This window comes from Microbulbifer sp. ABM4_008, from assembly GCF_056311705.1.
On the sequence record NZ_CM149970.1, the window covers coordinates 3,157,704 to 3,177,809 of the forward strand.

Here is a 20,106-nt window from a genome sequence, read left to right on the forward strand (position 1 = left end):
AAAGCCCCAATATTGGGGCTTTTTGAGGTGGGATTTGAGCTACTCTTCCGGCGCCGCCTTCTGCGGCTGGGACTCACTCTCATAAACCAGCAGCGGGGCTGATTCGCCTTTAATGACCGCCTCGTCAATCACAACTTTCACCACATTATCTGTGGATGGGATGTCATACATGGTCTCCAACAATACGGACTCCATGATAGAGCGCAGGCCACGGGCGCCTGTTTTCCGCTCCATTGCCTTGGTGGCAACTGCATCCAACGCATCGGGGCGGAAATCCAGCTCTACATCTTCCATCTCAAACAGTTTTCCGTACTGTTTGGTCAAAGCATTGCGTGGCTCGGTGAGAATCTGTACCAGAGCCTCACGGTCCAACTCTTCCAAAGTTGCGGTCACCGGTAGGCGGCCAACAAACTCTGGGATCAGCCCGTAACGAACCAGGTCTTCAGGCTCCAGGTCACGCAGGATCTCACCAAAATTACTGGTGCCATCCTTCGATTTAACCTCTGCACTGAAACCAATTCCACCCTTCTCCGAACGATCGCGGATAACCTTATCCAGCCCCGCAAAAGCGCCGCCACAAATAAACAGGATATTGGAGGTGTCGACCTGCAAGAATTCCTGCTGCGGATGCTTGCGTCCACCCTGGGGCGGCACAGACGCCACAGTGCCTTCAATCAACTTCAGTAGCGCTTGCTGCACACCTTCACCGGACACATCACGGGTAATTGAAGGGTTGTCTGACTTGCGCGAAATTTTGTCGATCTCATCGATATAGACGATACCCTGCTGGGCTTTTTCTACATCGTAATCACACTTCTGCAAAAGCTTCTGGATGATATTCTCAACATCCTCACCCACATAACCAGCTTCGGTCAGGGTGGTTGCATCGGCAATAGTGAAAGGAACATTGAGCAGGCGAGCCAGGGTCTCGGCAAGAAGGGTTTTACCACTACCGGTTGGGCCTACCAGCAAAATATTAGACTTACTGAGCTCTACTTCATCCTTACTTTTAACACCAGACTTGGTGCGCAGACGCTTGTAGTGATTGTATACGGCAACAGCCAGCACACGCTTGGCTCTCTCCTGCCCAATCACATACTGATCGAGGATTTCAGTAATCTCACGGGGTGTCGGCAGGCGCCCTTCAGGCCCCTCCGCAGTCTCTTGTACTTCTTCACGAATAATGTCGGTACACAGCTCGACACATTCATCGCAGATAAAGACTGACGGCCCAGCGATTAACTTCCGCACTTCCTGTTGGCTCTTGCCACAGAAAGAGCAGTACAGCAATTTTCCGCTGTCTTCTCCGCTGCTTTTGTCGGTCATCAAAATACTCCGTCGTCACTGGCCGGCCAGGGCCCTAAATTCAGCTTACCCAGCAAGATGCTGCCTTTTGGCGTGATTTTCAAGTCCCAACGAAAGCCAGCCTGTCAAAAAAACTAACTTTCGCTGAAATCCGCCTCCGGCAAACTTTTAATGTAGAAAAATCTACTTATCGAATGCCTGTCGGCGAGACAATACATCATCGACCAAGCCATATTCCTTGGCTTCATCGGCGCTCATAAAGTTGTCGCGCTCTGTATCCCTCTCAATATCACTGACTGGACGTCCAGAGTGATGCGCCATGAGCTCATTCAAACGATGACGAATCTTGAGAATTTCCTGGGCGTGAATGTGGATATCGCTCGCCTGCCCTTGGGCCCCACCGCTGGGCTGGTGAATCATCACACGGGAGTTTGGTGTTACGAAGCGTTTGCCTTCAGCACCGGCAGTCAACAAGAAGGCGCCCATACTACAGGCCTGCCCAATGCACATAGTGCTGACGTCAGGCTTAATGAACTGCATGGTGTCATAGATAGACATGCCGGCAGTTACCGAACCGCCCGGTGAATTAATGTAGAGGTGAATATCCTTATCCGGATTTTCTGCCTCGAGGAAAAGCAGCTGCGCAACAACCAGGTTGGCCATGTGGTCTTCTACAGGCCCGACCAGGAAGATCACACGCTCTTTTAACAGGCGAGAATAAATATCAAATGAGCGCTCCCCTCTGGCGGTTTGTTCTACCACCATGGGAACTAAACCTGATGCTGAGGGCTCTATCGAAGCTTTTGGAAAATCAATTCGTGCCATAGGTACCATTGCTTCCTTTTGTGGCGTATTCGGCAGGCCAGCGAATAGGCATCGTATGCCCATGCTGAAAAATTTGGTTTTCAGAGCTTAACCGGTCAGGCGAGAGAAAGCCAGCCGGTAAAAAGGAAGGAGATGTAGGGGCGTCACGCTTGAGCGGGCGCCACCTTACACCTGAATGAAGTGAGAGATTAGCCTTGTTTTTGCGGCTTAATCACTTCGTCGTAGCTGCTGTCAACTTCAGATACTTTAGCTGAAGCCAGTACGTGATCAACAACCTGGTCTTCCAGTACAACAGACTCAACACCAGACAGCAGCTCACGGTTGCTGTAGTAGTAGTCAACCACTTCTTGCGGTTGCTGGTAGGTAGAAGCCAGCTCTTCAACTTTCGCCTTTACGCGATCGGCATCAACAGAAAGTTCATTCTGCTTAACAATCTCACCGACTACCAGACCGAGAACTACACGGCGTTTTGCCTGCTCTTCGAACATAGTGTCAGGCAACATGCGCTCGGCATCTTCAGCCTTGATCTGACCACCAAACTGCTGAACCATTTGACCACGCAGGGTAGTTACTTCACTGGCAACCAGCGCGGACGGCAGCTCAACTGGATGCTTCTCGAACAGCTGATTCATGATCTGGGTCTTAACTTTGTTCAGAGCGGCATTTTTCAGCTCACGCTGCATGTTGTTGCGAACTTCCTCACGGAATTTCTCTTCGCCACCTTCCTGAACACCGTAAGCTTTGAAGAACTCTTCGTTCAGCTCGGGAAGTTCAGGCTTCTCGGAAGAGGTCACCTTGATATTAAAGGTTACAGCAGCACCGCGAAGCTCTTCTGCCTGGTAATCTTCCGGGAAGGTCAGATCAATGTCTTTCTCTTCACCGGGCTTCATGCCCAGAATACCTTCTTCGAAGCCAGGGATCATCTGGCCGGAACCCAGTACCAACTGGTGACCTTCGGCCTTGCCACCTTCAAACTCTTCGCCGTCTTTACGACCAACAAAGTTGATAACAACACGATCGCCCTTTTGAGCTTTGCGCTTGGTATCTTTCCAGGAAGACTGTTGCTTACGCAGAACATCGATCATGTTCTTCACGTCAGCATCAGTAACTTCTGCAACAGGACGCTCTACAGCGATCTCAGCCAGATCAGCGAGTTCAACTTCAGGGTAAACCTCGAAAGTAGCAACGTACTCCAGGTTTTCGCCAGCAGCAGTCTGCTTAGCTTCGATGCTAGGCTGGCCGGCAGGTTTAACCTCTTCCTTCTGTACCGCTTCGTAGAAAGAACGGCTCATTACCTCACCCAGAACTTCCTGACGAACGCCGGCGCCAAAGCGCTGACGAACAACCTTCATCGGCACCTTGCCTTTGCGGAAGCCATTGATGCGAACAGTCTTAGCAGCCTGCTGGAGACGCTTATCCACTTCTTTGTCGACAATTTCTGCCGGCAAGTTGACCGTTAAGCGACGCTCCAGACCGGAAGTAGTTTCGATGGAAACCTGCATGTTTATCCTCGTGAGACTATCTCTGTAATCGCGCCGCAGCGCCAACGAATACCGGGTCACCGAGACTTAGTCAGTAACCTCGTAGGCCCAGCACCAAAACAATACTTTTGTGCTGCCGCCAAATACACAAGAAGCCCGCACCTACCCCTCCAGGGCAAGTCACACGGACTTCAAGGCTTTTAATTTGGTGGGGACGGGGAGACTCGAACTCCCACACCTTTCGGCACCAGAACCTAAATCTGGCGTGTCTACCAATTTCACCACGTCCCCAAATCGAACCTGCCGCTAACTCTTTGATATTTAAGCGCTTTCGCTACTTTTTTAGAGCCCATCGCGACAAGGGGTGCAGATTGTGCCACAGCATTTTGGGGGCTTCAACACTTTACTGAACACTTTTCTCATAAAATAAAAAAAGGCGCCTCAAAGGCGCCTTTTTTCGGGGTCTAATTTCCTTAGACTCGCTCTACAACAGTGGTAATACCCTGCCCCAGACCGATACACATGGTAGACACACCCAGGTTGCCGCCCTCATTCTGCATAACGCTCAGCAGGGTGCCAGTAATGCGCACGCCAGAGCAGCCGAAGGGGTGGCCCAGGGCAATAGCGCCACCGTACAGGTTGACCTTCTCATCCATCTGCTCGAGCAGATCCAGGTCTTTCAGCACCGGCAGCGCCTGCGCCGCAAATGCCTCATTCAGCTCAAACTTGTCGATATCGCCAACAGTTAGACCCGCTCTCTTGAGCGCCTTCTTGGTAGAGGGCACCGGGCCATAACCCATAATGGACGGATCAACACCAGCCAGCGCCATTTCTTTCACGCGGGCAATAGGAGTCATACCCAAAGCCTGAGCGCGCTCAGCGGACATCACCAGCATCACAGAGGCACCGTCGGTGATCTGAGAGGAGGTGCCGGCTGTTACCTGGCCGTGCTTCGGATCGAATGCCGGCTTCAGCTGAGCCAGACCTTCCACGGTGGTGTCCGGACGGATGGTTTGATCCGTCTCAACCAGGAAAGGTACGCCGTCATCGTCATGACCTTCAATAGCGATAATTTCGCGATTGAACTTGCCAGCCTTGGTAGCTTCAGCAGCGCGATGGTGAGAGCGTGCACCGAACTCATCCATCTGCTGACGTTGGATACCGTGCATCATCGCCAGGTATTCAGCAGTCATACCCATGGAGCCGGCAGCTTTAGCCATATAGCGACCCAGCATTGGGTTGGGGCTAACATGCTCCATCATGTTCAGGTGACCCATGTGCTCAACACCACCCACAACGTACACATCGCCAACGCCAGCCTGGATGTTGGCAGCTGCAGTATGCAGGGAGGACATAGAAGAGCCGCACAGGCGGTTGACGGTTTGCGCCGGGATAGTGTGTGGCAGACCAGCGCGCAGCAGGATAAAGCGAGCTACGTTAAAGCCCTGCTCATCGCGCTGCATAACACAGCCCCAGATCAGGTCATCGATCTCGGCGGGATCGAGCTTATCATTGCGCTGCATGAACTTTTTCAGCAGCTCAGCGGACATATCATCGGCGCGAACATGGCGATATACACCATTCTTCGAGCGACCCATGGCCGTACGCGCGTAGTCGACGATTACGGCATCTCTAGGATTTAAACTCATCGCTATTCTCCTTACTTGTCGCCGTAGTAGGTTTTGCCACTTGCGGCCATTTCACGCATGCGATCGGTCGGCTTGTACAACTCACCCAGATCAGCGTACTTATCGGCAATCTTCACGAATTCATCCAGACCAATGCTGTCCAGCCACGCGAAGATTCCACCGCGGAACGGAGGGAAGCCAATGCCGTAGATCAGCGCCATATCAGCTTCAGCTGGGGAATCCACGATACCCTCTTCCAGGCAGCGAGCCAGCTCGGTTGCCATAGGCACCATCATGCGCTCGATAATTTCGTCTCTTTCAAACTCGCGACGTTCAGCAGCGTGCGGCTTAAGCAGCTCGTAGGACTCTTCGGTAGCCACTTTCTTCGGGCGACCTTTTTTGTCCTGCTCGTAGTTGTAGAAGCCTTTGTTGTTCTTCTGGCCGTAACGACCCGCTTCATACATAACGTCGGAAGCAGCGGTAAAGGTTTTACCCATGCGGTCGGGGAAGCCTTCAGCCATTACGCTCTCTGCGTGAACACCGGTATCGATACCGACAACGTCCATCAGGTAAGCGGGGCCCATCGGCCAACCCCAACGCTCCATCACCTTGTCAACGGCCTGGAAGTCAGCGCCATCGCGCACCAGCATGGAAAAACCGGCAAAGTAAGGGAAGAGAACGCGGTTAACCAGGAATCCAGGACAGTCGCGTACAACAATAGCTTTCTTGCCCATCTTGTTTGCGTAGGCAACAACGCGAGCTACAGCTGTGTCGGAAGTTTTCTCTCCACGAATCACCTCAACCAGCGGCATTTTGTGCACCGGGTTGAAGAAGTGCATACCGAGGAAGTTTTCCGGGCGGGAAAGCGGCTCAGCCAACTGGTTAATAGAAATAGTGGAGGTATTAGAAGCGATTACAGTGTCTTCGCTTACTTTGGTTTCCACTTCCTTCAATACTGCATGCTTCACCTTGGGATTTTCAACCACCGCTTCCACAACAACATCGATATCGTTGAAGCCGTCGTAGCTCAAGGTAGGCTCGATACGGTTGAGCACTTCACCCATTTTAACGGGGGTCAGGCGCTTGCGATCAACCAGCTTGGACAGCAGCTTGTTCGCCTCATTCAGACCAAGATCGATACCCTTCTGGTCGATATCCTTCATCTTGATCGGAGTGCCTTTGTAGGCAGACTGGTAAGCGATACCGCCACCCATAATGCCAGCACCCAATACTGCCGCACGCTCAATCGGCTTATCGGCTTTCTTCTCCCAACCTTTGGCAACTTTACCAATTGCCTGGTCAGCCAGGAACAGCCCTACCAGAGACTTCGCAGTGCCGGTCTGCGCGCAGAAAATGAACTTCTCCTGTTCGATTTTCAGCGCTTCATCACGGCTCAGCTTGTAACCCTGCTCGATTGACTCAACCGCAGCTACGGGAGAGGGGTAGTTTTTACCCGCCTGCTGACCCACAAATGCCTTGGTGGTAAAGAAGGCCATTAGCGCTTCAGTATCGTTCAAGGGGATTGGAGATTTCTTCAGCTCGCGAATGGCTTTGTAGTCCAGCTCGCCATTAATAGCGCGCTCAAGCAGCTTGACCGCTGCATCTTTGAGCTTGGCGGTGGGGATCACCGCATCGACAGCGTGAGCTTCCAGAGCGGCGGCAGGCTTCTGTTCTTTACCCGCTGCAATCCACTCAGCAGCAACATCAACACCCACTACACGCGGCAGGCGAACAGTGCCACCCCAGCCCGGAATCAGACCCAGCTTAACTTCCGGAAGGCCAACTTTGGCCTCTTCGCCCATCAGGCGGAAGTCACAGCCAAGACACACCTCAAAACCACCGCCGAGCGCGTAGCCATTAATTGCTACCACGGTCGGTACCGGAAGGTCTTCCAGGCGGTTGATATTTTCGTTGTTCTGATTCATCAGATCAGCAACGCCCTCTGCACCTGCAGAGAAGGCACCACCAAACTCAGTGATATCAGCACCAACAATGAAGACGCCTTTACCGCTGGTCAGCAGTACACCTTTTACACCATCCGCTGCTTCGATAGCATCCAGCGCTTGGGAGAATTCAGAAACCGTCTGACGGTTAAATTTATTGACGGATTCGCCTTGCAGGTCGAATTTGAGCTCGGCGATGCCGTTGTCCAGCATCTGTACCGTGAGCGCTTTGCCACTAAATAACATTGATTGACCTCTTTTATTCTGGGCCGCGATCCTGGGCCCGGGGTCGGAATTTTTGTGCAACCAAGGGCCGCCCCGCACAGCGCGGTGACACTTAGGCCCAATTTGGTCAGCCGTAGTATAGCCAGATTCAAACGATTGTTTGAATACTATTTCTTACAAATGGAGTGGCACCAGGAGTGCCAAAGTACAGAAATTCGCCAGTTTGCGAACGGAATGAAATTAAAGCAGGGCTAGTCTATCTCGGATCGTGCCGCCTTATCAGCCACTTGGCACGAACTCCCTCTTTTCTAAACCACCTTTCAGGAATTAGGCTCTTGAAGGTCGGGATGCCCATAAGCCGGCATCATTGCGCTGACAACTACACAGTCACAGCGACCTGTATTTCGAAAGCGGTGCGGACGCTGAGCATCAAAATAATACCCATCACCGGTACTCAGCAGGGCAAAATCGGAGCCAACCGTAACCTCCAGGTCACCACTGACAACCACTCCACCAATCTCCCCCTCAGCAGACTCGAGAGAAAAGCCGGTATCATCCCCAGCGGGAAATACTTTCCACAATAGCGACATGCCGCAGTTTGAGTTTGCCCCTCCAAACAAACGGCAGGACACAGAGCCATGACCGATCTCAGGCACTTCATTTCCGCGAAAAAAAATTTGCTTTGCGCCCGATATTTCCAAGGAAAAAAAATCGGTTAGCGACATAGGAATGGCGCCCAATATTTTTTTTAAGGAGCTTACGGAAGGGCTAACCTTTCCCAATTCAATAAAAGAAATTGTTGCGTTGGTTACCCCAGCCCGTCTCGCCAACTCCCTCTGTGAGATACCGTAAATGTGGCGCACCATTTTCAAGCGGGCGCCAACATCCTCTTCAGGATCATCCATGCTCCCCATTAGCTCCTTTTGTGCAATCTCCCCTCAGGTAAAAATCACCGAAATTGAGGCATTATGTAAAAGCCAATCACACCATATCTTCAAAGGGATTTCCATTTGGCAACTTCACCGGCGGCATTCCGGGTAAACAAATTTCTTCTTCTGAGATAGTGATCTCACTTTCATTGATCATGCCCTCACCAAATCGATAAATAACATCAAGCTCACCACGAGAAGCCCTGGTGTTGTACTTTTCGCTCTGCTCTACAACCTTCTCGTTCAACGCTTGAGACGTCACAATGGCCGATTTGCCATGGCGCTTTTCCATCATTGATTTTGTGATCTGCGGGGACAAAATTGTTGCCGTCGCATTATTTCCGCCAAAACCTTTCGAGTTTAAGAACGCTAAATCAAGCGCACCCCTGCCCCTATCGGTATGCTCAAGGGAAATATCCAGATGCTTACAATGAACATCATCAGCGATGTGATCAACGGTGGTCACTCCCGGGAGTATGCCGCGATCAAATACACCTAACGCTGTAACTAATTGATCTCCACTGGCTGAAGCGACGGTATGCCCCAAAAAGGCCTTGACCGCACAAATCGGCCATTCGGCAATGCCAAATGCGCCGGCCAAACGATCAAAAATAGCGGACTCAGTAACCCGATTTTGCGGCGTACTGGAGCCATGGGCCTGAACAAAGCTGCGACGCCGCAAACTATCCTCGCCCACAATTGCCCGCGCCTCCGCCGTTGCCCTGGCCATCGTCAGGTAATTCCCGGGACCCGGCGCAGAAATCGATTTCTTTGTACCGTCGGCATTGGTAAACACACCGGCAACCGAACCATATACGGAAGCACCCAACTCAAGCGCCAGAGCATCATCCATTAAGATGACCCACTGGGTACCCTCACCCAAGGTAAAACCACAGTTCTCACCGAACGGGCGACTGGTGCGTCGATAATCAATCTCACCAGGGAAGAGCTTGCGTAAATTCTCGGTAGTGGCAAGAGCACCCATCGTTGAATAGCCATCGACAACTTCAGGCACAAGGGGCGCCTCAGCCGCACCAATTACAGCGACCCGCGCCCTACCCGAACGAATATCTTCAACACCAGCGCGAAGGTTGTACAGGAAGGTTGCGCAAGCACCGGCAACAGCGCCAGTAGAGCCGACATTTCCGAGCACATAAGCGTTAACAAAATCCGCTGGCATACTATTTAAACCAAGCGCCAGTTGTTTAGAGCTTACGCGGCCACCTCGCAGGCGGGACTGCAATAGACCACCGTTGCCAAATGGGTCCAGCTGACTCATTGCCGAGGCGGCATAGAGTGAAATATTTCCCGGCCCAGCCGCAGACACAACGGTATCCCAATCAACCCCCAAAGACTGCACAGCATCTGATGCACCCAAGAGGGCTAACTGCAGTCCCCTCGGGTGAAATCGAGAGTTATATTTAGTGCCCGGTTCAAATCCGGTTGGGAGCTGGCCGGCAGCAGCCACACTTATCTCGCGGTGGCTATCCAACAAAACTGACAGCTCAGCTGTGGTGACCCGAACCCTGCCGCCCTGGATATGCTCCAAGTGCCAATGAGCTGGCACAGGCTGCGGAAGCTGCCGGGTGGAAATTTCGAATGTCAGGCCCTGAGGGTTTGCGAGCTGGGCAGACTGATGGAAATGGCACTTGCGGTAGTCGTAATAGCGACTCTCTAGCTCGCGCACCAAAGTACCATCCAACACCTGCTGCTCAAGGGCAGGGTCCAAAATGCCTTCAGCGTTGTCTCCGGTACGCAAGCCCATCAGGGCAGCCAGGTCAGAAAGAGTGCTATCCCTTTCTTCCTTACCCAGCTTATCTAGCACGAGGCGAGAGTACCCCCTATGGAAAGAACTACGTCCAGCAGGGTTGAATCCACCGAATGCGGTGATTACGGGAAGGCGCTGCATCCTGACCTCCAGCCAAGCACTTAACACTATAAAAATAAGAGATGCGAGTGTAGGGGGTGGCGATTCTGTCCAGTTATGGGCATACTGGCCAGCAAAATTGAGTGTTTTGGCCAATAGCGCAAGTGCGCATAGATGTGTAATGCGAACAGTAACTTTTCTACTTATCGACCAGATGCTGGCAACCGGTACCGTTCTCCCACTTGAGATGCTCCGCGGTGCGGAGAGTCGCGCCAGGGTTGAGGGCATCAAGGGCAGCCTAAAACTGGTGACCGCCAGTTTGGATGGGGCACCAGTAAATACCCGCTGCGGGTTTACCCTTCAACCGGACGTCGCTCTTAGCGATGCACCAGATAGCGACCTAATCTACATCCCGACCATGTGGCGCAACCCCCGCCCCGCCCTTAAGCGAGGCGGAAAAATATTGGAATGGCTGCGCCAACAGGAAAAACAAGGAGCTGCAATTAGTGCTGTGGGTACCGGAGTTTGCTTTTTGGCCGAAGCGGGCCTCCTTAACGGAAAACCTGCAACCACCCACTGGCATTATTTTGATCAATTTAGCTCAGACTATCCAGAGGTAAAGTTAAAACGTCAGTATTTTATTACCCAGGCAGACAAACTTTTCTGTGCGGCCAGCGTCAATGCCCTCGCCGACGTAACGGTTCATATGATCCGTCAACTGTATGGACCGGCCATCGCCAGTCATGTGGAGCGCAATTTCTCTCACGAAATTCGCCGCCCATTTGAAGAGATAGCCTACTCAGAAGGATCTGTTCACCTACACCCAGACGAAGATATCGTTCAAGCCCAGGCCTGGCTCAAAGAACATTGTAATACCGAGGTACGCCTTAGCGAAGTGGCACAACTTTTCGATATGAGTGTGCGATCGTTCAATCGCCGATTCAAACTTGCTACAGGACAGACACCGCTGCAGTATTTGCAAAATGTCAGGGTTGACATGGCGCGCGAACTTTTACAATCAAGCAATTTATCGGTCAATGAAATTGCTGAAAAAGTTGGTTACCAGGATATGGGGCATTTCACAGCGCTATTTAAAAAATTCCTGGCAACAACTCCAAGTGAATACCGCACCACGGTGCGAGCCAAGCTATTCAGGGTCAATACTTAATTTTCTTAGAAAAATAACATCGCTGTGAACAAACTGGAGCTCGGCACCGAGTGACCGAGCCAACCATTCAAATGTCTTCACGCTAAAGAAGCAAATATGTGTAGGGTCTCTGATGTAGTGCCAATTGGCGAAGCGCTCTGCAGAAATAACCAGTTTCGTCATCAGGGCCATAACCCCCCCCGTGCGAAGCCTTTGCCAAAGGTTTTCAAGCTCCTCTCCCGGCCTCACAAGATGTTCGATCACTTCTGTAGCGACAATAAAATCGTAGCTCCTATGCAGCGCCTTTCTGGCCGGCATGTAAAAGTGATCATACAGGTCCACCCGGTGCCCACTCTCCGCCATAATTCTGGCCAATAAAGGCGCCGGGCCACAACCAAAGTCCAGGCCATGACAGGCTCCATTCAACTCTTTCAGTAACGGCTGCGCGCAACGACTAAGAAATTGATGGTAACCGTCATCCTCCATCGAATTCTCATGGAGGTCGTAATAAGCTCTCTCTTTTTCAGGTGTCAGATGGTATTGCTGCGGCACAAAAACGAGCGCGCAGTTATCACACTGATGATAACTGCGGAATTTATCCTGATGGTAAAGCTGTACCGCACTTTGGCGGCACAGCGGGCAATGAAGTGACAACTTACGCTACTGCGGCAGTGGACTTAGTCTCATTCTCTCTGTGCTGCAGCACATTACCTTCTGTAATCGAAATTTTTCGTGGTTTCATCGCTTCGGGTATTTCGCGTACCAATTCTATATGCAACAACCCATTAGCCAGTTTTGCATCGGTCACTTTCACGTGATCGGCAAGCTGAAAGCGTCGCTCAAAATTTCTTGCGGCGATACCCCTGTGTAAATAATTTCCCTGGCTATTACTTTCTGGCTTAGTACCGCTAATCACTAAACGATTTTGCTCCACATGAATATCGAGTTCAGACTGCTCAAAGCCAGCGACAGCCATGGAAATTCTGTAGCTATCCTCACCAGTCAGCTCTATATCGTAAGGGGGGTAGGAAGGCTGCTTTTGCTCGCTTGTGGTCATTGCATCGAGCAGACTGGCCATACGGTCAAAACCAATTGCAGAGCGATAAAGTGGAGAGAAATCAAAATTACGCATTATCATATCCTCAATTCAGAGCAATATTTAAAACCACGTCCGTCAAATGACCGGACTCTATTCAGAGGCACTTTTCATTGAAGCTACCACCTGTACTACAGAGATATGGGCAGAGGTTTCTTATTCAAGGGTGACAGATAAATTTTATGCCAAAAAATTACAAAAAACCTAATGAGCCCACTTGTCGAATCTTTATTGGCATCCAGCTGGATAAAACAACACAAGAATTTTTGAATTACTTAGCGAGCCTCATCACGAACAAACTAAGCGTCCCATCTTTAGCCAGCGCCCACTGGATAGCCTGTAAGAATCGTCATATCACTCTTTGTTTTTTAGGCCAGGTTCCAATAAAAACAATACCGCCGCTAAAAACCGGCCTGACCTCAATCGCTCGAAACACAACTGAGACGAAAACTCGCCTATTTAAACTTGATACCTTCCCAGGCAATGATGCTCATCTAATCGCCGCAGAAATCACAGTCACCAAACAATTGGCGACCTTGCATATGTCCGTCAAACGCCTCGCAGAGAGCCTATCGATACCGACAGAAAATCGGTGCTATCGCCCACATATCACCCTGTGCAGAAACAGGAAACAATTTCACGGATTTTCTCCAGTCGACCTAGAACACCCAATAACAATTAACAATATTACTCTCTACCAAAGTCAACCAAGCCCGGCTGGAAGCCTTTACACCCCCCTACTAACAACTATTCTACAGTCGCGGTAAAACTCCCCCCCATTGGTAAAATCTATTTTCTGGAACCCCAAAAGCAAAAAAGCGAGCCTAAGGCTCGCTTTTTTATTTACTTGTTCACTGAACAATTAATTCAACTCTGACAGCACATACTCCGGATACATAACCAATCTTGGTCGAGACAGACGACGCGCATCAAAAATAAAGACATAGCGAGCCCCATCATCCTCAGCCGGAATTGTACGGCGGAATTTCCAAGTGTTAATTTTATAAGTTTGGCGACCTGACTCAACGGTAGTCACCAAGCGATATTGATTTTCCCCCAAAAACTCAAAGGGCACTCTTTCCCCCCCAATTGGCCGCAACTCAAGATCCCGGAACGTTTTTCTATCGTTACCTTCTTCGTCAGCCAGGAGATCACTCAGACGTGCTGTTTCCCGCTTTACATAATCGAATAAGTCGGCATCGATCTCACGTTTAGCAACGGCTTCCACTTTTGCGGGCTCCTCGCGCTTTGGCGGCTCGACCTGAGCTTTAATTTGCGGGGGCTTTGGTTTCTCATTAGTAGCAGCAGCTCGCGCCATAGCCGCCCTTCTCTCGGATGCTTCAGCCTTTGCCAGCATATCCTCAACCATCTTGCTAATTTTATCCTGCTGGGCAGAAATCTTAGCTTTGGCATCAGCAATTGCCTGTTTCTCTTCAGCCAGTTTTTGTTGAAGCTGCTGATGATTTTCTTTAATAAACTCGAGACGACGTGAACGGCTATCGACACCTCTCTCCGCCATAGCGAAGGCATGCTTAGCCTTCTTCAGGCGACGCTCAGTATCTGAATTGGGGGTTGACTCATGAGCCCGGGTCGCTTGATTGAGCTCCTGGCGACTCGCTTCGTATTCCAAGCGCAGGTCATCGAGAGATTTCTGGGCCTGCTCAAGCTTATATTCATAGGAGAGCAGCTCATTTTCGACATCCTCGAGCCCAACACTCCTATTTTCAAGAGACTGCTCCAATCGCGCAAGACGGTTCTTCTCCGCCGTGAGGGGCGTCTGTGCTTGTGCCACTGCCCCACCCATAACTACTAAGCCCGCCAAAAGGAGCGAGCAACACCGCTTTACCGCCATCGTCGTGAACCCATTTCTCGAATTGATGTGTTTCGTGTTTTGGAAGCGCAGCGACTCTGAATCTACGACAGAGTGAAGCTACTGCGCAATATGGTCAATTTTACGCAGGGAGCAAGCTATGAGCAATGACCTTGCGTTCACCTGAGCCAACTAGCTGATCAATAAACCTTCAAATCCACAATATTGAGTCACCACAGTGACACCACTCCAAAATTTATATGAAATTTTTCTGCGATAGCGCTTGATTTTTTTTTTGGCGGAAGCATTATGGATACCAGGGAGAAGATCGCTGGACTCAGCGGAAACCCGACCCGGACGTAAAACACCCTAAGCTGCTTTGTCAGCAAACAATCGTTGCGATTCCGGCAGCTCGGCGCTTCAACTGCAGCCTCGAACCCTCCCACTAGGGCGCCCTACCTTCTTTACAGCAAACCGCAACAGCGGCCTGCATGGTTTCTTTTAACCGGAGGTATGTGCCCATGAAATCAGCGCCTAACGATAACATTGTGTTCCGCGACATCGACAAGTCAGCCGCCCTGGCGACTACCGTATCCAAGAAGTTAAACAAGCTGGAACGTTATTGTGGCGACATCATACATAGTCGCGTAGTCCTCGAAGCTCCCCATCAACACAAAACTAAAGGCAGACACTTCAAGGCATCACTAGAGCTTGCGATTAGTGGCAATCCCGTGACTATTAGTAGTGAGAACGAATCCATACACCGAGCGGTAAACGACACATTCGCCTCCGCCGAGCGCTGCTTGAAAGAGCGTAGTGAACGCAAGAAAACACGGCGGCACCAAGCCCTACAAGAGGTTGTAGAAGAACCCAGCTAAAAACTGGGAGTCACAAAAAAGGCGGCAAAATGCCGCCTTTTTCATTATTCACAACTGCAACTTATATCTACAGCGTAACAACAGCACCTAACCTGCAACTGGAGTTCTCATAGTTACAAACTCCTCAGCAGCGGTGGGGTGAATTCCAATCGTTGAATCAAAGGTGCTTTTGGTAGCTCCTGCCTTAAGTGCTACGGCCATCCCCTGAATAATCTCCCCTGCGTCATCGCCAACCATATGCACGCCAATCACCTTGTCGTTGGACGCATCTACAACCAGCTTCATCAATGTCCGCTCTGTATTCCCACTCACAGTGTGACGCATTGGTCTGAATTCCGACTTATAAATAGTGACGTCGAGTCCAGAGTCCCGCGCCTCTTCTTCGGACAACCCCACAGTTCCGATATTCGGTTGACAGAATACCGCTGTAGGAATGTTGTTATAGTCAATTTCAGCCGTCTCTCCAGTGCGCCAATGCTTAACCAAGGCCATAGCCTCCGCCAAGGCAACAGGAGTAAGCTGAGGCTCACCCGTTACATCTCCCAGTGCATAGATTGACTGCACACTAGTTCTAAAATTATCGTCCACAGAGATTGTGCCATCCTTGTGCAAGACAACACCCTGCTCCTCTAGCCCCAACCCTTCAACATTTGCTACGCGCCCAGTAGCGTAAAGCACCATATCTACATTAATACTGGAACCATCATCGGCATGAGCGAGCAAGCTGCCATCCTGAAGCTTCTCAATAGAAACAACGTTGTGGTTAAACTTTAGATCGATATTTTTCTTCTGCATCTCATCGCGAACAAAAGTGCGAATATCCCGATCGAATCCTCGCAAGAATAAATCTCTTCGATAAGAGAGGTGCACGTTCGCGCCGAGACCAGCAAAGATGCCTGCAAATTCGACGGCAATATAACCCCCACCAACAACCAAAACTCGCTTGGGAAAGTTTTCCATTGAGAAAACTTCATTGGAAGTCAGCGCAAATTCCCGTCCCGGAATATTCGGAATAAATGGCCATCCGCCTGTCGCCACCAAAATACGCTCTGCAGTAATTTCTTTGCCGTTAACAACAACACTGTGAGGACCTTTGATGCTGGCTCTGCCATTTAGGGTTTCCACCCCAGAGTTATCCAGCAAATTGCGATAAATCCCATTGAGTCGAGCAACTTCTTTTGCGTTGTTATCCCGCAGCGTTGGCCAGTCAAACTCAGCTCCCGCGCTATTCCAGCCATAGGCTCGAGCATCAGAAAAGCCTGCGGAATAGCCACTCGCATAAACAAATAATTTTTTGGGAACACAACCTACATTTACACAGGTCCCCCCCATATAGCGGTCTTCAGCCACAGCGACCTTCATTCCTTGTGCAGCAGCCATCCTACTTGCACGCACGCCACCAGAGCCGGCACCAATAACAAACAGATCAAAATCATACTCAGCCAAAATAAACTCCCACTCAGCTATGCTTCGAATAATTTTTAAACAGCCCGACAATAAGTTTTCTGTGAACAACCATCTCAAGCTGACAATTCTTACTTAATAACCGTTGACACTTGACTTCGCTTTGGATATTCATGTGACTGCTGTCACAGATATCAGCCCGCCAGAGGAAATTGCACAACAAAAAAACCTGAGGCGGATAAAATAACAGTCATTAATAAGAGCAAAACCTATGGGCAATAATATGAAATACCCAAATGCAGTGATGCAGCGCGCCCTATTGCTTACCTCTCTACTGCTCATCAGCAATTTAAGCAGCGCAAAGTCTCATCCATCCTATCTGTCAGAAAAATACTGTGGCGATGTGGTTGAACAATTTGTCGGCTCGGGCATGCGTAGCCTCGACAAGTATATCAACCATAACTTCAACCCCGAATACACCGGGGGAATTCGCAATACAATACAGTTTCTCGAACAGAGGTTGGACTGGCTGAGCGAGTGTGATGATTACTTGACAGACACCACAAAAAGCTCAGTATTTCACAGCAAAGACGATACACAAAAGATCTTCACCGCCATCAGAGAGTTAGCCAAGGAACTCCAACACGTCCGGTCTGGTGTTGAATATCGGGATGAATCGGGAAATAACAACCCCGCCCCCTTCATACAGCGCCGCTATGAAGCCCTGGCCCGGCTGGTTGATCGACATCACACCCGCATGTTGATGAAAAAACAGTTTCAATAAGTTGCTGACTAAGGGGGCAGATTTTCGCCCCCTTACATAAAATAGGCAGCCCAAGAGATTTGCTTACGATCCCAGTAGCTACTCGGTACCCGCCTTCCGAACCCTTGCTTCCTTTCGCGAGCTAAGCCCAACCATAGAAAACAACTCGGGCATCCTCTCTTTAAGGCCACCCCCAATACGGGCCATAACTGATCTCAGGCGAGGGCGCTGCTTTTCAGTAAAAGGGATTGGCCGACAGCTTTGCATTGTCGCCAGGCCGATACGCGCAACAAATAGACTGGCTCCGACCCCCTGCCCCAAACGCACAGATACTGTGCTCAGCATGCTATCGCCAACAAGTTCCGGCCACATTTCACTGATCGCATACTCACTCGCGCCAGTGTAGGCGACCAAAGACAAAACCCTCTTGAACAAGCGCCATCGCACCACAAGAGACGGCTGCACACCATAAATCTGCGCCACATCATCAATCATTCGCAGTGACTGCCTCAGGGCAACCAGAATATCGATACTGGCAAAAGGGCTCAGCCCAACCAGTGCACCAGTGCTCGTTGAGTGGCGCACGACTCTCCTTAGAGCCTCTTGGTCAAGGGCATTTAAGAAGGTAACCTCTAAATGCTCTAACAACTCACTGCTATCGTAATAGTCAGCTGCCTCATCTAGAACTCGATTGAGCAGTACACCTTGGGGCTTACCGGCAAAATGCTCCTGCAAATTGCGCCTGAATACTTGCGCCTCTTGGTGACTGCGGCAGTCTCGGGCCTCGGCAGCCATTGCCTGAGTTTTTTCAAGCTTGTTCAGTGGGCGCCCCGCTCGGAAAAACTCCCACACGGAACTACCAATGATTGCACTGAAGCCCGCCATCAAAACAGCCACAAAAAGTCCCAATCCCCAGTGTTTATCGACCGCCCATTGATAAAGTCCATAAAACTCCCATCCGACCACGACCACCACTACTGCAAGCGCAGAGAGCACTGCTGGCTTTAGCCACTTAAACCGGAAAGTGGGTAGGCGCAACTCGGAGAAAGCAATCCGATCAGGAAGAGACTCTCCAGTGGTTATTGACCTAGGAATCTCCACTGACTCATCCGCAAGCGGTTCCACCCGCGTCGCATCTCTGTGCGGGACCTCCTGTCCAGGCTCATCTAGCGACTCGATACGTGTTTCGCGACGGTACTCAGTATTTTTATCACTGTTAATCAAACCTTATCTCCCAACAGAAGGTTCAAAAGAGCATCCACCCGTATATGTGGAATATGTCCTTCCTGCATTCCCACTGGAGGCCGCAGCTGTGGTGGTGCAGCTCCCGCATAGTGGCTCCACCCCTGCTCTTCATAGGGCGCCTGGGCAAAAATTTCCGCATTCTCAAAACCCAAATACTGCCCTTCGAGGTCATAACCCATCAGCATTCTCCGTCCATTCTTCTGCCCCTCTCTAGAGCAGCGAACCGCGGCAATCGCCTCACTAAATACCGGCAAACCCCGGTGACGGGCATCGGAGAAAGTCTGTTGTAACTGCTGGCCTAGAAGCTGCCTCAAAGCATCGTGGTCGGCAGCAAGTACCTGATCGACTTTAGTCGCAGCAAAAAGGAGTCGATTAACCTTTGGGCGCCATAGCTTGCTTAAAAACCCCGATTCGCCATAGCGGAATGTATCGGCAATATGAGCAAATGCCAGACGCATATCTTCCAGGGACTGTTCACCAGCAAATAGAGTGCCAATCATATCTACCAGTACCAGTTGTCGATCGATATGTCGAAAATGGCTATCTACAAAGGGTTTTACCTGCGCCCGCACATAGCGTTCGTAACGCGCCTGCAAAACCTTAAAAACACTACTCTCAGACAAAGCAGCTAACTGCCCAGCATCTAAACCACGCAAATCCAGGAGTGGGACTACCCCGTACGCCTCCTCGTCTAGCAGCGCTCTACCAGGCTGTAAATAACTGAGATTCAACTTGGTTCGGCAACTCAGAAGATAAGCTCGGTATTCCCCCCATAATTCGTCCAAATTTACTTCACTGGCATTCGCCTGGGGGGACAGTGCTGCCAGCTGAGCTATCAACCGGGGGGCCAGCATTGATCGCGCATCTGTAGAAAATAGGTGTGCTTGATGACGACACCACTCTGCGTAATCCATACGCAATAGCGGCAAGTCCATCAACCATTCCCCGGGGTAGTCACGCAACTCCACTACCAACGTCTTTCTACCATTACCCCGAAAACGGCGCCGGCTGCGTAAATGGATGTGTAACTCCATAGCCGAAGCATCTCTAGTACTCTGTGGCCAACTAGGTGGCTCAGCCATCAGTGCCGACAGGCAGGTCTGATAGTCAAATGGCGCCAAACCAGAGTCCAGCGCTGGCTTCAACTCTGCCCCCAACAGATCGCCATTGAGCGCAGGGGCAAAACCAGGTAATTGAGACTTCTCCGGATTGCAGAGTTGGTATATCAGACTGGTGAGAAACGTGGACTTGCCAGCACCACTGAGCCCAGTGATACCGATACAGATGCGTCGGTCCAACAAGCGCTCGGCGGCCCAGTGGGATTTATCCTGGGCCTCTCGGCTCCAGCGCCGTAGTTTTTCTTTTAAATGTGGGCGAGATTGACTCTCGCGAGACATAGAATCTTCGCGGTCCAGCGACACACACTCTGTCACTTTGGGCTCCATATAAAGCTGACTTCCAGAAATGGGGATAGAGAGGATGATGGAGGCTCAAGAATACCCCCAAAAAGAAATAGGCGCACAGCCCTCTGGCCGAACGCCTTAGATGCAAGGGGGCTCA

General features: G+C 50.7%; 17 protein-coding genes and 1 tRNA gene. 4 read left to right on the forward strand and 14 right to left on the reverse strand.

Going from position 1 to position 20,106, the window contains the following annotated elements; genetic code table 11:
* Positions 1 to 39: 39 nt before the first annotated feature.
* The 8 genes from clpX to ACYX4J_RS13535 form a co-directional block, all read right to left on the reverse strand.
* On the reverse strand, positions 40 to 1,326 hold the full coding sequence (gene clpX, locus ACYX4J_RS13500; protein WP_444927377.1) for an ATP-dependent Clp protease ATP-binding subunit ClpX: 1,287 nt from the start codon (positions 1,324 to 1,326) through the stop codon (positions 40 to 42).
* Positions 1,327 to 1,488: 162 nt separating this feature from the next.
* Positions 1,489 to 2,130, reverse strand: a complete 642-nt coding sequence (clpP, locus tag ACYX4J_RS13505) for an ATP-dependent Clp endopeptidase proteolytic subunit ClpP (protein WP_282933430.1) — start codon at positions 2,128 to 2,130, stop codon at positions 1,489 to 1,491.
* A 188-nt stretch (positions 2,131 to 2,318) separates the two neighbouring features.
* Positions 2,319 to 3,632, reverse strand: a complete 1,314-nt coding sequence (gene tig, locus ACYX4J_RS13510) for a trigger factor (protein ID WP_476176820.1) — start codon at positions 3,630 to 3,632, stop codon at positions 2,319 to 2,321.
* A 185-nt stretch (positions 3,633 to 3,817) separates the two neighbouring features.
* Positions 3,818 to 3,902 (reverse strand) — tRNA-Leu (locus tag ACYX4J_RS13515).
* Between the two features lie 182 nt (positions 3,903 to 4,084).
* Complete coding sequence (fadA, locus tag ACYX4J_RS13520) at positions 4,085 to 5,260, reverse strand: acetyl-CoA C-acyltransferase FadA (RefSeq protein ID WP_413665174.1); 1,176 nt, start codon at positions 5,258 to 5,260, stop codon at positions 4,085 to 4,087.
* A gap of 11 nt (positions 5,261 to 5,271) precedes the next feature.
* Positions 5,272 to 7,428 carry a fatty acid oxidation complex subunit alpha FadB gene (gene fadB, locus ACYX4J_RS13525; protein WP_476176821.1) on the reverse strand — a complete coding sequence of 719 codons (2,157 nt, stop codon included), beginning with the start codon at positions 7,426 to 7,428 and terminating at the stop codon, positions 5,272 to 5,274.
* A gap of 299 nt (positions 7,429 to 7,727) precedes the next feature.
* Positions 7,728 to 8,312: a helix-turn-helix domain-containing protein gene (locus ACYX4J_RS13530; RefSeq protein ID WP_476176822.1), complete on the reverse strand. Its 585-nt coding sequence runs from the start codon at positions 8,310 to 8,312 to the stop codon at positions 7,728 to 7,730.
* A gap of 76 nt (positions 8,313 to 8,388) precedes the next feature.
* The gene (locus tag ACYX4J_RS13535; RefSeq protein WP_476176823.1) at positions 8,389 to 10,245 is read right to left on the reverse strand and encodes a beta-ketoacyl synthase; all 1,857 of its coding nucleotides are present in this window, start codon (positions 10,243 to 10,245) and stop codon (positions 8,389 to 8,391) included.
* Between the two features lie 139 nt (positions 10,246 to 10,384).
* Between ACYX4J_RS13535 and ACYX4J_RS13540 the strand changes: the two genes are divergently transcribed.
* Entirely contained in the window at positions 10,385 to 11,371 is a 987-nt protein-coding gene (locus tag ACYX4J_RS13540; protein ID WP_413665170.1) for a GlxA family transcriptional regulator, read from the forward strand.
* Here ACYX4J_RS13540 and ACYX4J_RS13545 read toward each other — a convergent pair.
* Together ACYX4J_RS13545 and ACYX4J_RS13550 are read right to left on the reverse strand one after the other, a co-directional pair.
* Complete coding sequence (locus ACYX4J_RS13545) at positions 11,351 to 12,004, reverse strand: class I SAM-dependent methyltransferase (RefSeq protein WP_445358668.1); 654 nt, start codon at positions 12,002 to 12,004, stop codon at positions 11,351 to 11,353. The two genes, ACYX4J_RS13540 and ACYX4J_RS13545, sit on opposite strands and share 21 nt — an antisense overlap.
* Position 12,005: 1 nt before the next feature.
* Positions 12,006 to 12,482 (reverse strand): Hsp20 family protein, encoded by a 477-nt coding sequence (locus tag ACYX4J_RS13550; RefSeq protein WP_444942159.1) that lies wholly within the window; start codon positions 12,480 to 12,482, stop codon positions 12,006 to 12,008.
* Positions 12,483 to 12,628: 146 nt separating this feature from the next.
* On the opposite strand from ACYX4J_RS13550, the gene thpR reads away from it, so the two are divergent.
* Complete coding sequence (thpR, locus tag ACYX4J_RS13555) at positions 12,629 to 13,213, forward strand: RNA 2',3'-cyclic phosphodiesterase (RefSeq protein ID WP_476176824.1); 585 nt, start codon at positions 12,629 to 12,631, stop codon at positions 13,211 to 13,213.
* A 95-nt stretch (positions 13,214 to 13,308) separates the two neighbouring features.
* Here thpR and ACYX4J_RS13560 read toward each other — a convergent pair whose 3' ends face one another.
* Positions 13,309 to 14,238: a hypothetical protein gene (locus ACYX4J_RS13560; RefSeq protein ID WP_475708324.1), complete on the reverse strand. Its 930-nt coding sequence runs from the start codon at positions 14,236 to 14,238 to the stop codon at positions 13,309 to 13,311.
* Positions 14,239 to 14,777: 539 nt separating this feature from the next.
* On the opposite strand from ACYX4J_RS13560, the gene ACYX4J_RS13565 reads away from it, so the two are divergent.
* Positions 14,778 to 15,134, forward strand: coding sequence for an HPF/RaiA family ribosome-associated protein (locus tag ACYX4J_RS13565; RefSeq protein WP_413665165.1), 357 nt, complete (start codon positions 14,778 to 14,780; stop codon positions 15,132 to 15,134).
* An 87-nt stretch (positions 15,135 to 15,221) separates the two neighbouring features.
* Here ACYX4J_RS13565 and gorA read toward each other — a convergent pair whose 3' ends face one another.
* Positions 15,222 to 16,580: a glutathione-disulfide reductase gene (gorA, locus tag ACYX4J_RS13570; RefSeq protein ID WP_476176825.1), complete on the reverse strand. Its 1,359-nt coding sequence runs from the start codon at positions 16,578 to 16,580 to the stop codon at positions 15,222 to 15,224.
* A gap of 241 nt (positions 16,581 to 16,821) precedes the next feature.
* Between gorA and ACYX4J_RS13575 the strand changes: the two genes are divergently transcribed.
* Positions 16,822 to 17,322: a hypothetical protein gene (locus tag ACYX4J_RS13575; RefSeq protein ID WP_444927372.1), complete on the forward strand. Its 501-nt coding sequence runs from the start codon at positions 16,822 to 16,824 to the stop codon at positions 17,320 to 17,322.
* A 78-nt stretch (positions 17,323 to 17,400) separates the two neighbouring features.
* Here the strand turns inward: ACYX4J_RS13575 and ACYX4J_RS13580 are convergent, their stop codons facing one another.
* Together ACYX4J_RS13580 and ACYX4J_RS13585 are read right to left on the reverse strand one after the other, a co-directional pair.
* Entirely contained in the window at positions 17,401 to 18,525 is a 1,125-nt protein-coding gene (locus tag ACYX4J_RS13580) for a TIGR01620 family protein (RefSeq protein ID WP_444896698.1), read from the reverse strand.
* The gene (locus ACYX4J_RS13585; protein ID WP_444916088.1) at positions 18,522 to 19,979 is read right to left on the reverse strand and encodes a YcjX family protein; all 1,458 of its coding nucleotides are present in this window, start codon (positions 19,977 to 19,979) and stop codon (positions 18,522 to 18,524) included. The genes ACYX4J_RS13580 and ACYX4J_RS13585 overlap by 4 nt, the downstream gene beginning before the upstream one ends.
* Between the last annotated feature and the right edge of the window lie 127 nt (positions 19,980 to 20,106).

Bases quoted from the DNA above. Each gene is read 5' to 3' on its own strand.
- clpX (WP_444927377.1), bottom strand. From the start codon at position 1,326: ATGACCGACAAAAGCAGCGGAGAAGACAGCGGAAAATTGCTGTACTGC.
- clpP (WP_282933430.1), bottom strand. From the start codon at position 2,130: ATGGCACGAATTGATTTTCCAAAAGCTTCGATAGAGCCCTCAGCATCA.
- tig (WP_476176820.1), bottom strand. From the start codon at position 3,632: ATGCAGGTTTCCATCGAAACTACTTCCGGTCTGGAGCGTCGCTTAACG.
- fadA (WP_413665174.1), bottom strand. From the start codon at position 5,260: ATGAGTTTAAATCCTAGAGATGCCGTAATCGTCGACTACGCGCGTACG.
- fadB (WP_476176821.1), bottom strand. From the start codon at position 7,428: ATGTTATTTAGTGGCAAAGCGCTCACGGTACAGATGCTGGACAACGGC.
- ACYX4J_RS13530 (WP_476176822.1), bottom strand. From the start codon at position 8,312: ATGGATGATCCTGAAGAGGATGTTGGCGCCCGCTTGAAAATGGTGCGC.
- ACYX4J_RS13535 (WP_476176823.1), bottom strand. From the start codon at position 10,245: ATGCAGCGCCTTCCCGTAATCACCGCATTCGGTGGATTCAACCCTGCT.
- ACYX4J_RS13540 (WP_413665170.1), top strand. From the start codon at position 10,385: ATGCGAACAGTAACTTTTCTACTTATCGACCAGATGCTGGCAACCGGT.
- ACYX4J_RS13550 (WP_444942159.1), bottom strand. From the start codon at position 12,482: ATGCGTAATTTTGATTTCTCTCCACTTTATCGCTCTGCAATTGGTTTT.
- thpR (WP_476176824.1), top strand. From the start codon at position 12,629: ATGCCAAAAAATTACAAAAAACCTAATGAGCCCACTTGTCGAATCTTT.
- ACYX4J_RS13565 (WP_413665165.1), top strand. From the start codon at position 14,778: ATGAAATCAGCGCCTAACGATAACATTGTGTTCCGCGACATCGACAAG.
- ACYX4J_RS13575 (WP_444927372.1), top strand. From the start codon at position 16,822: ATGAAATACCCAAATGCAGTGATGCAGCGCGCCCTATTGCTTACCTCT.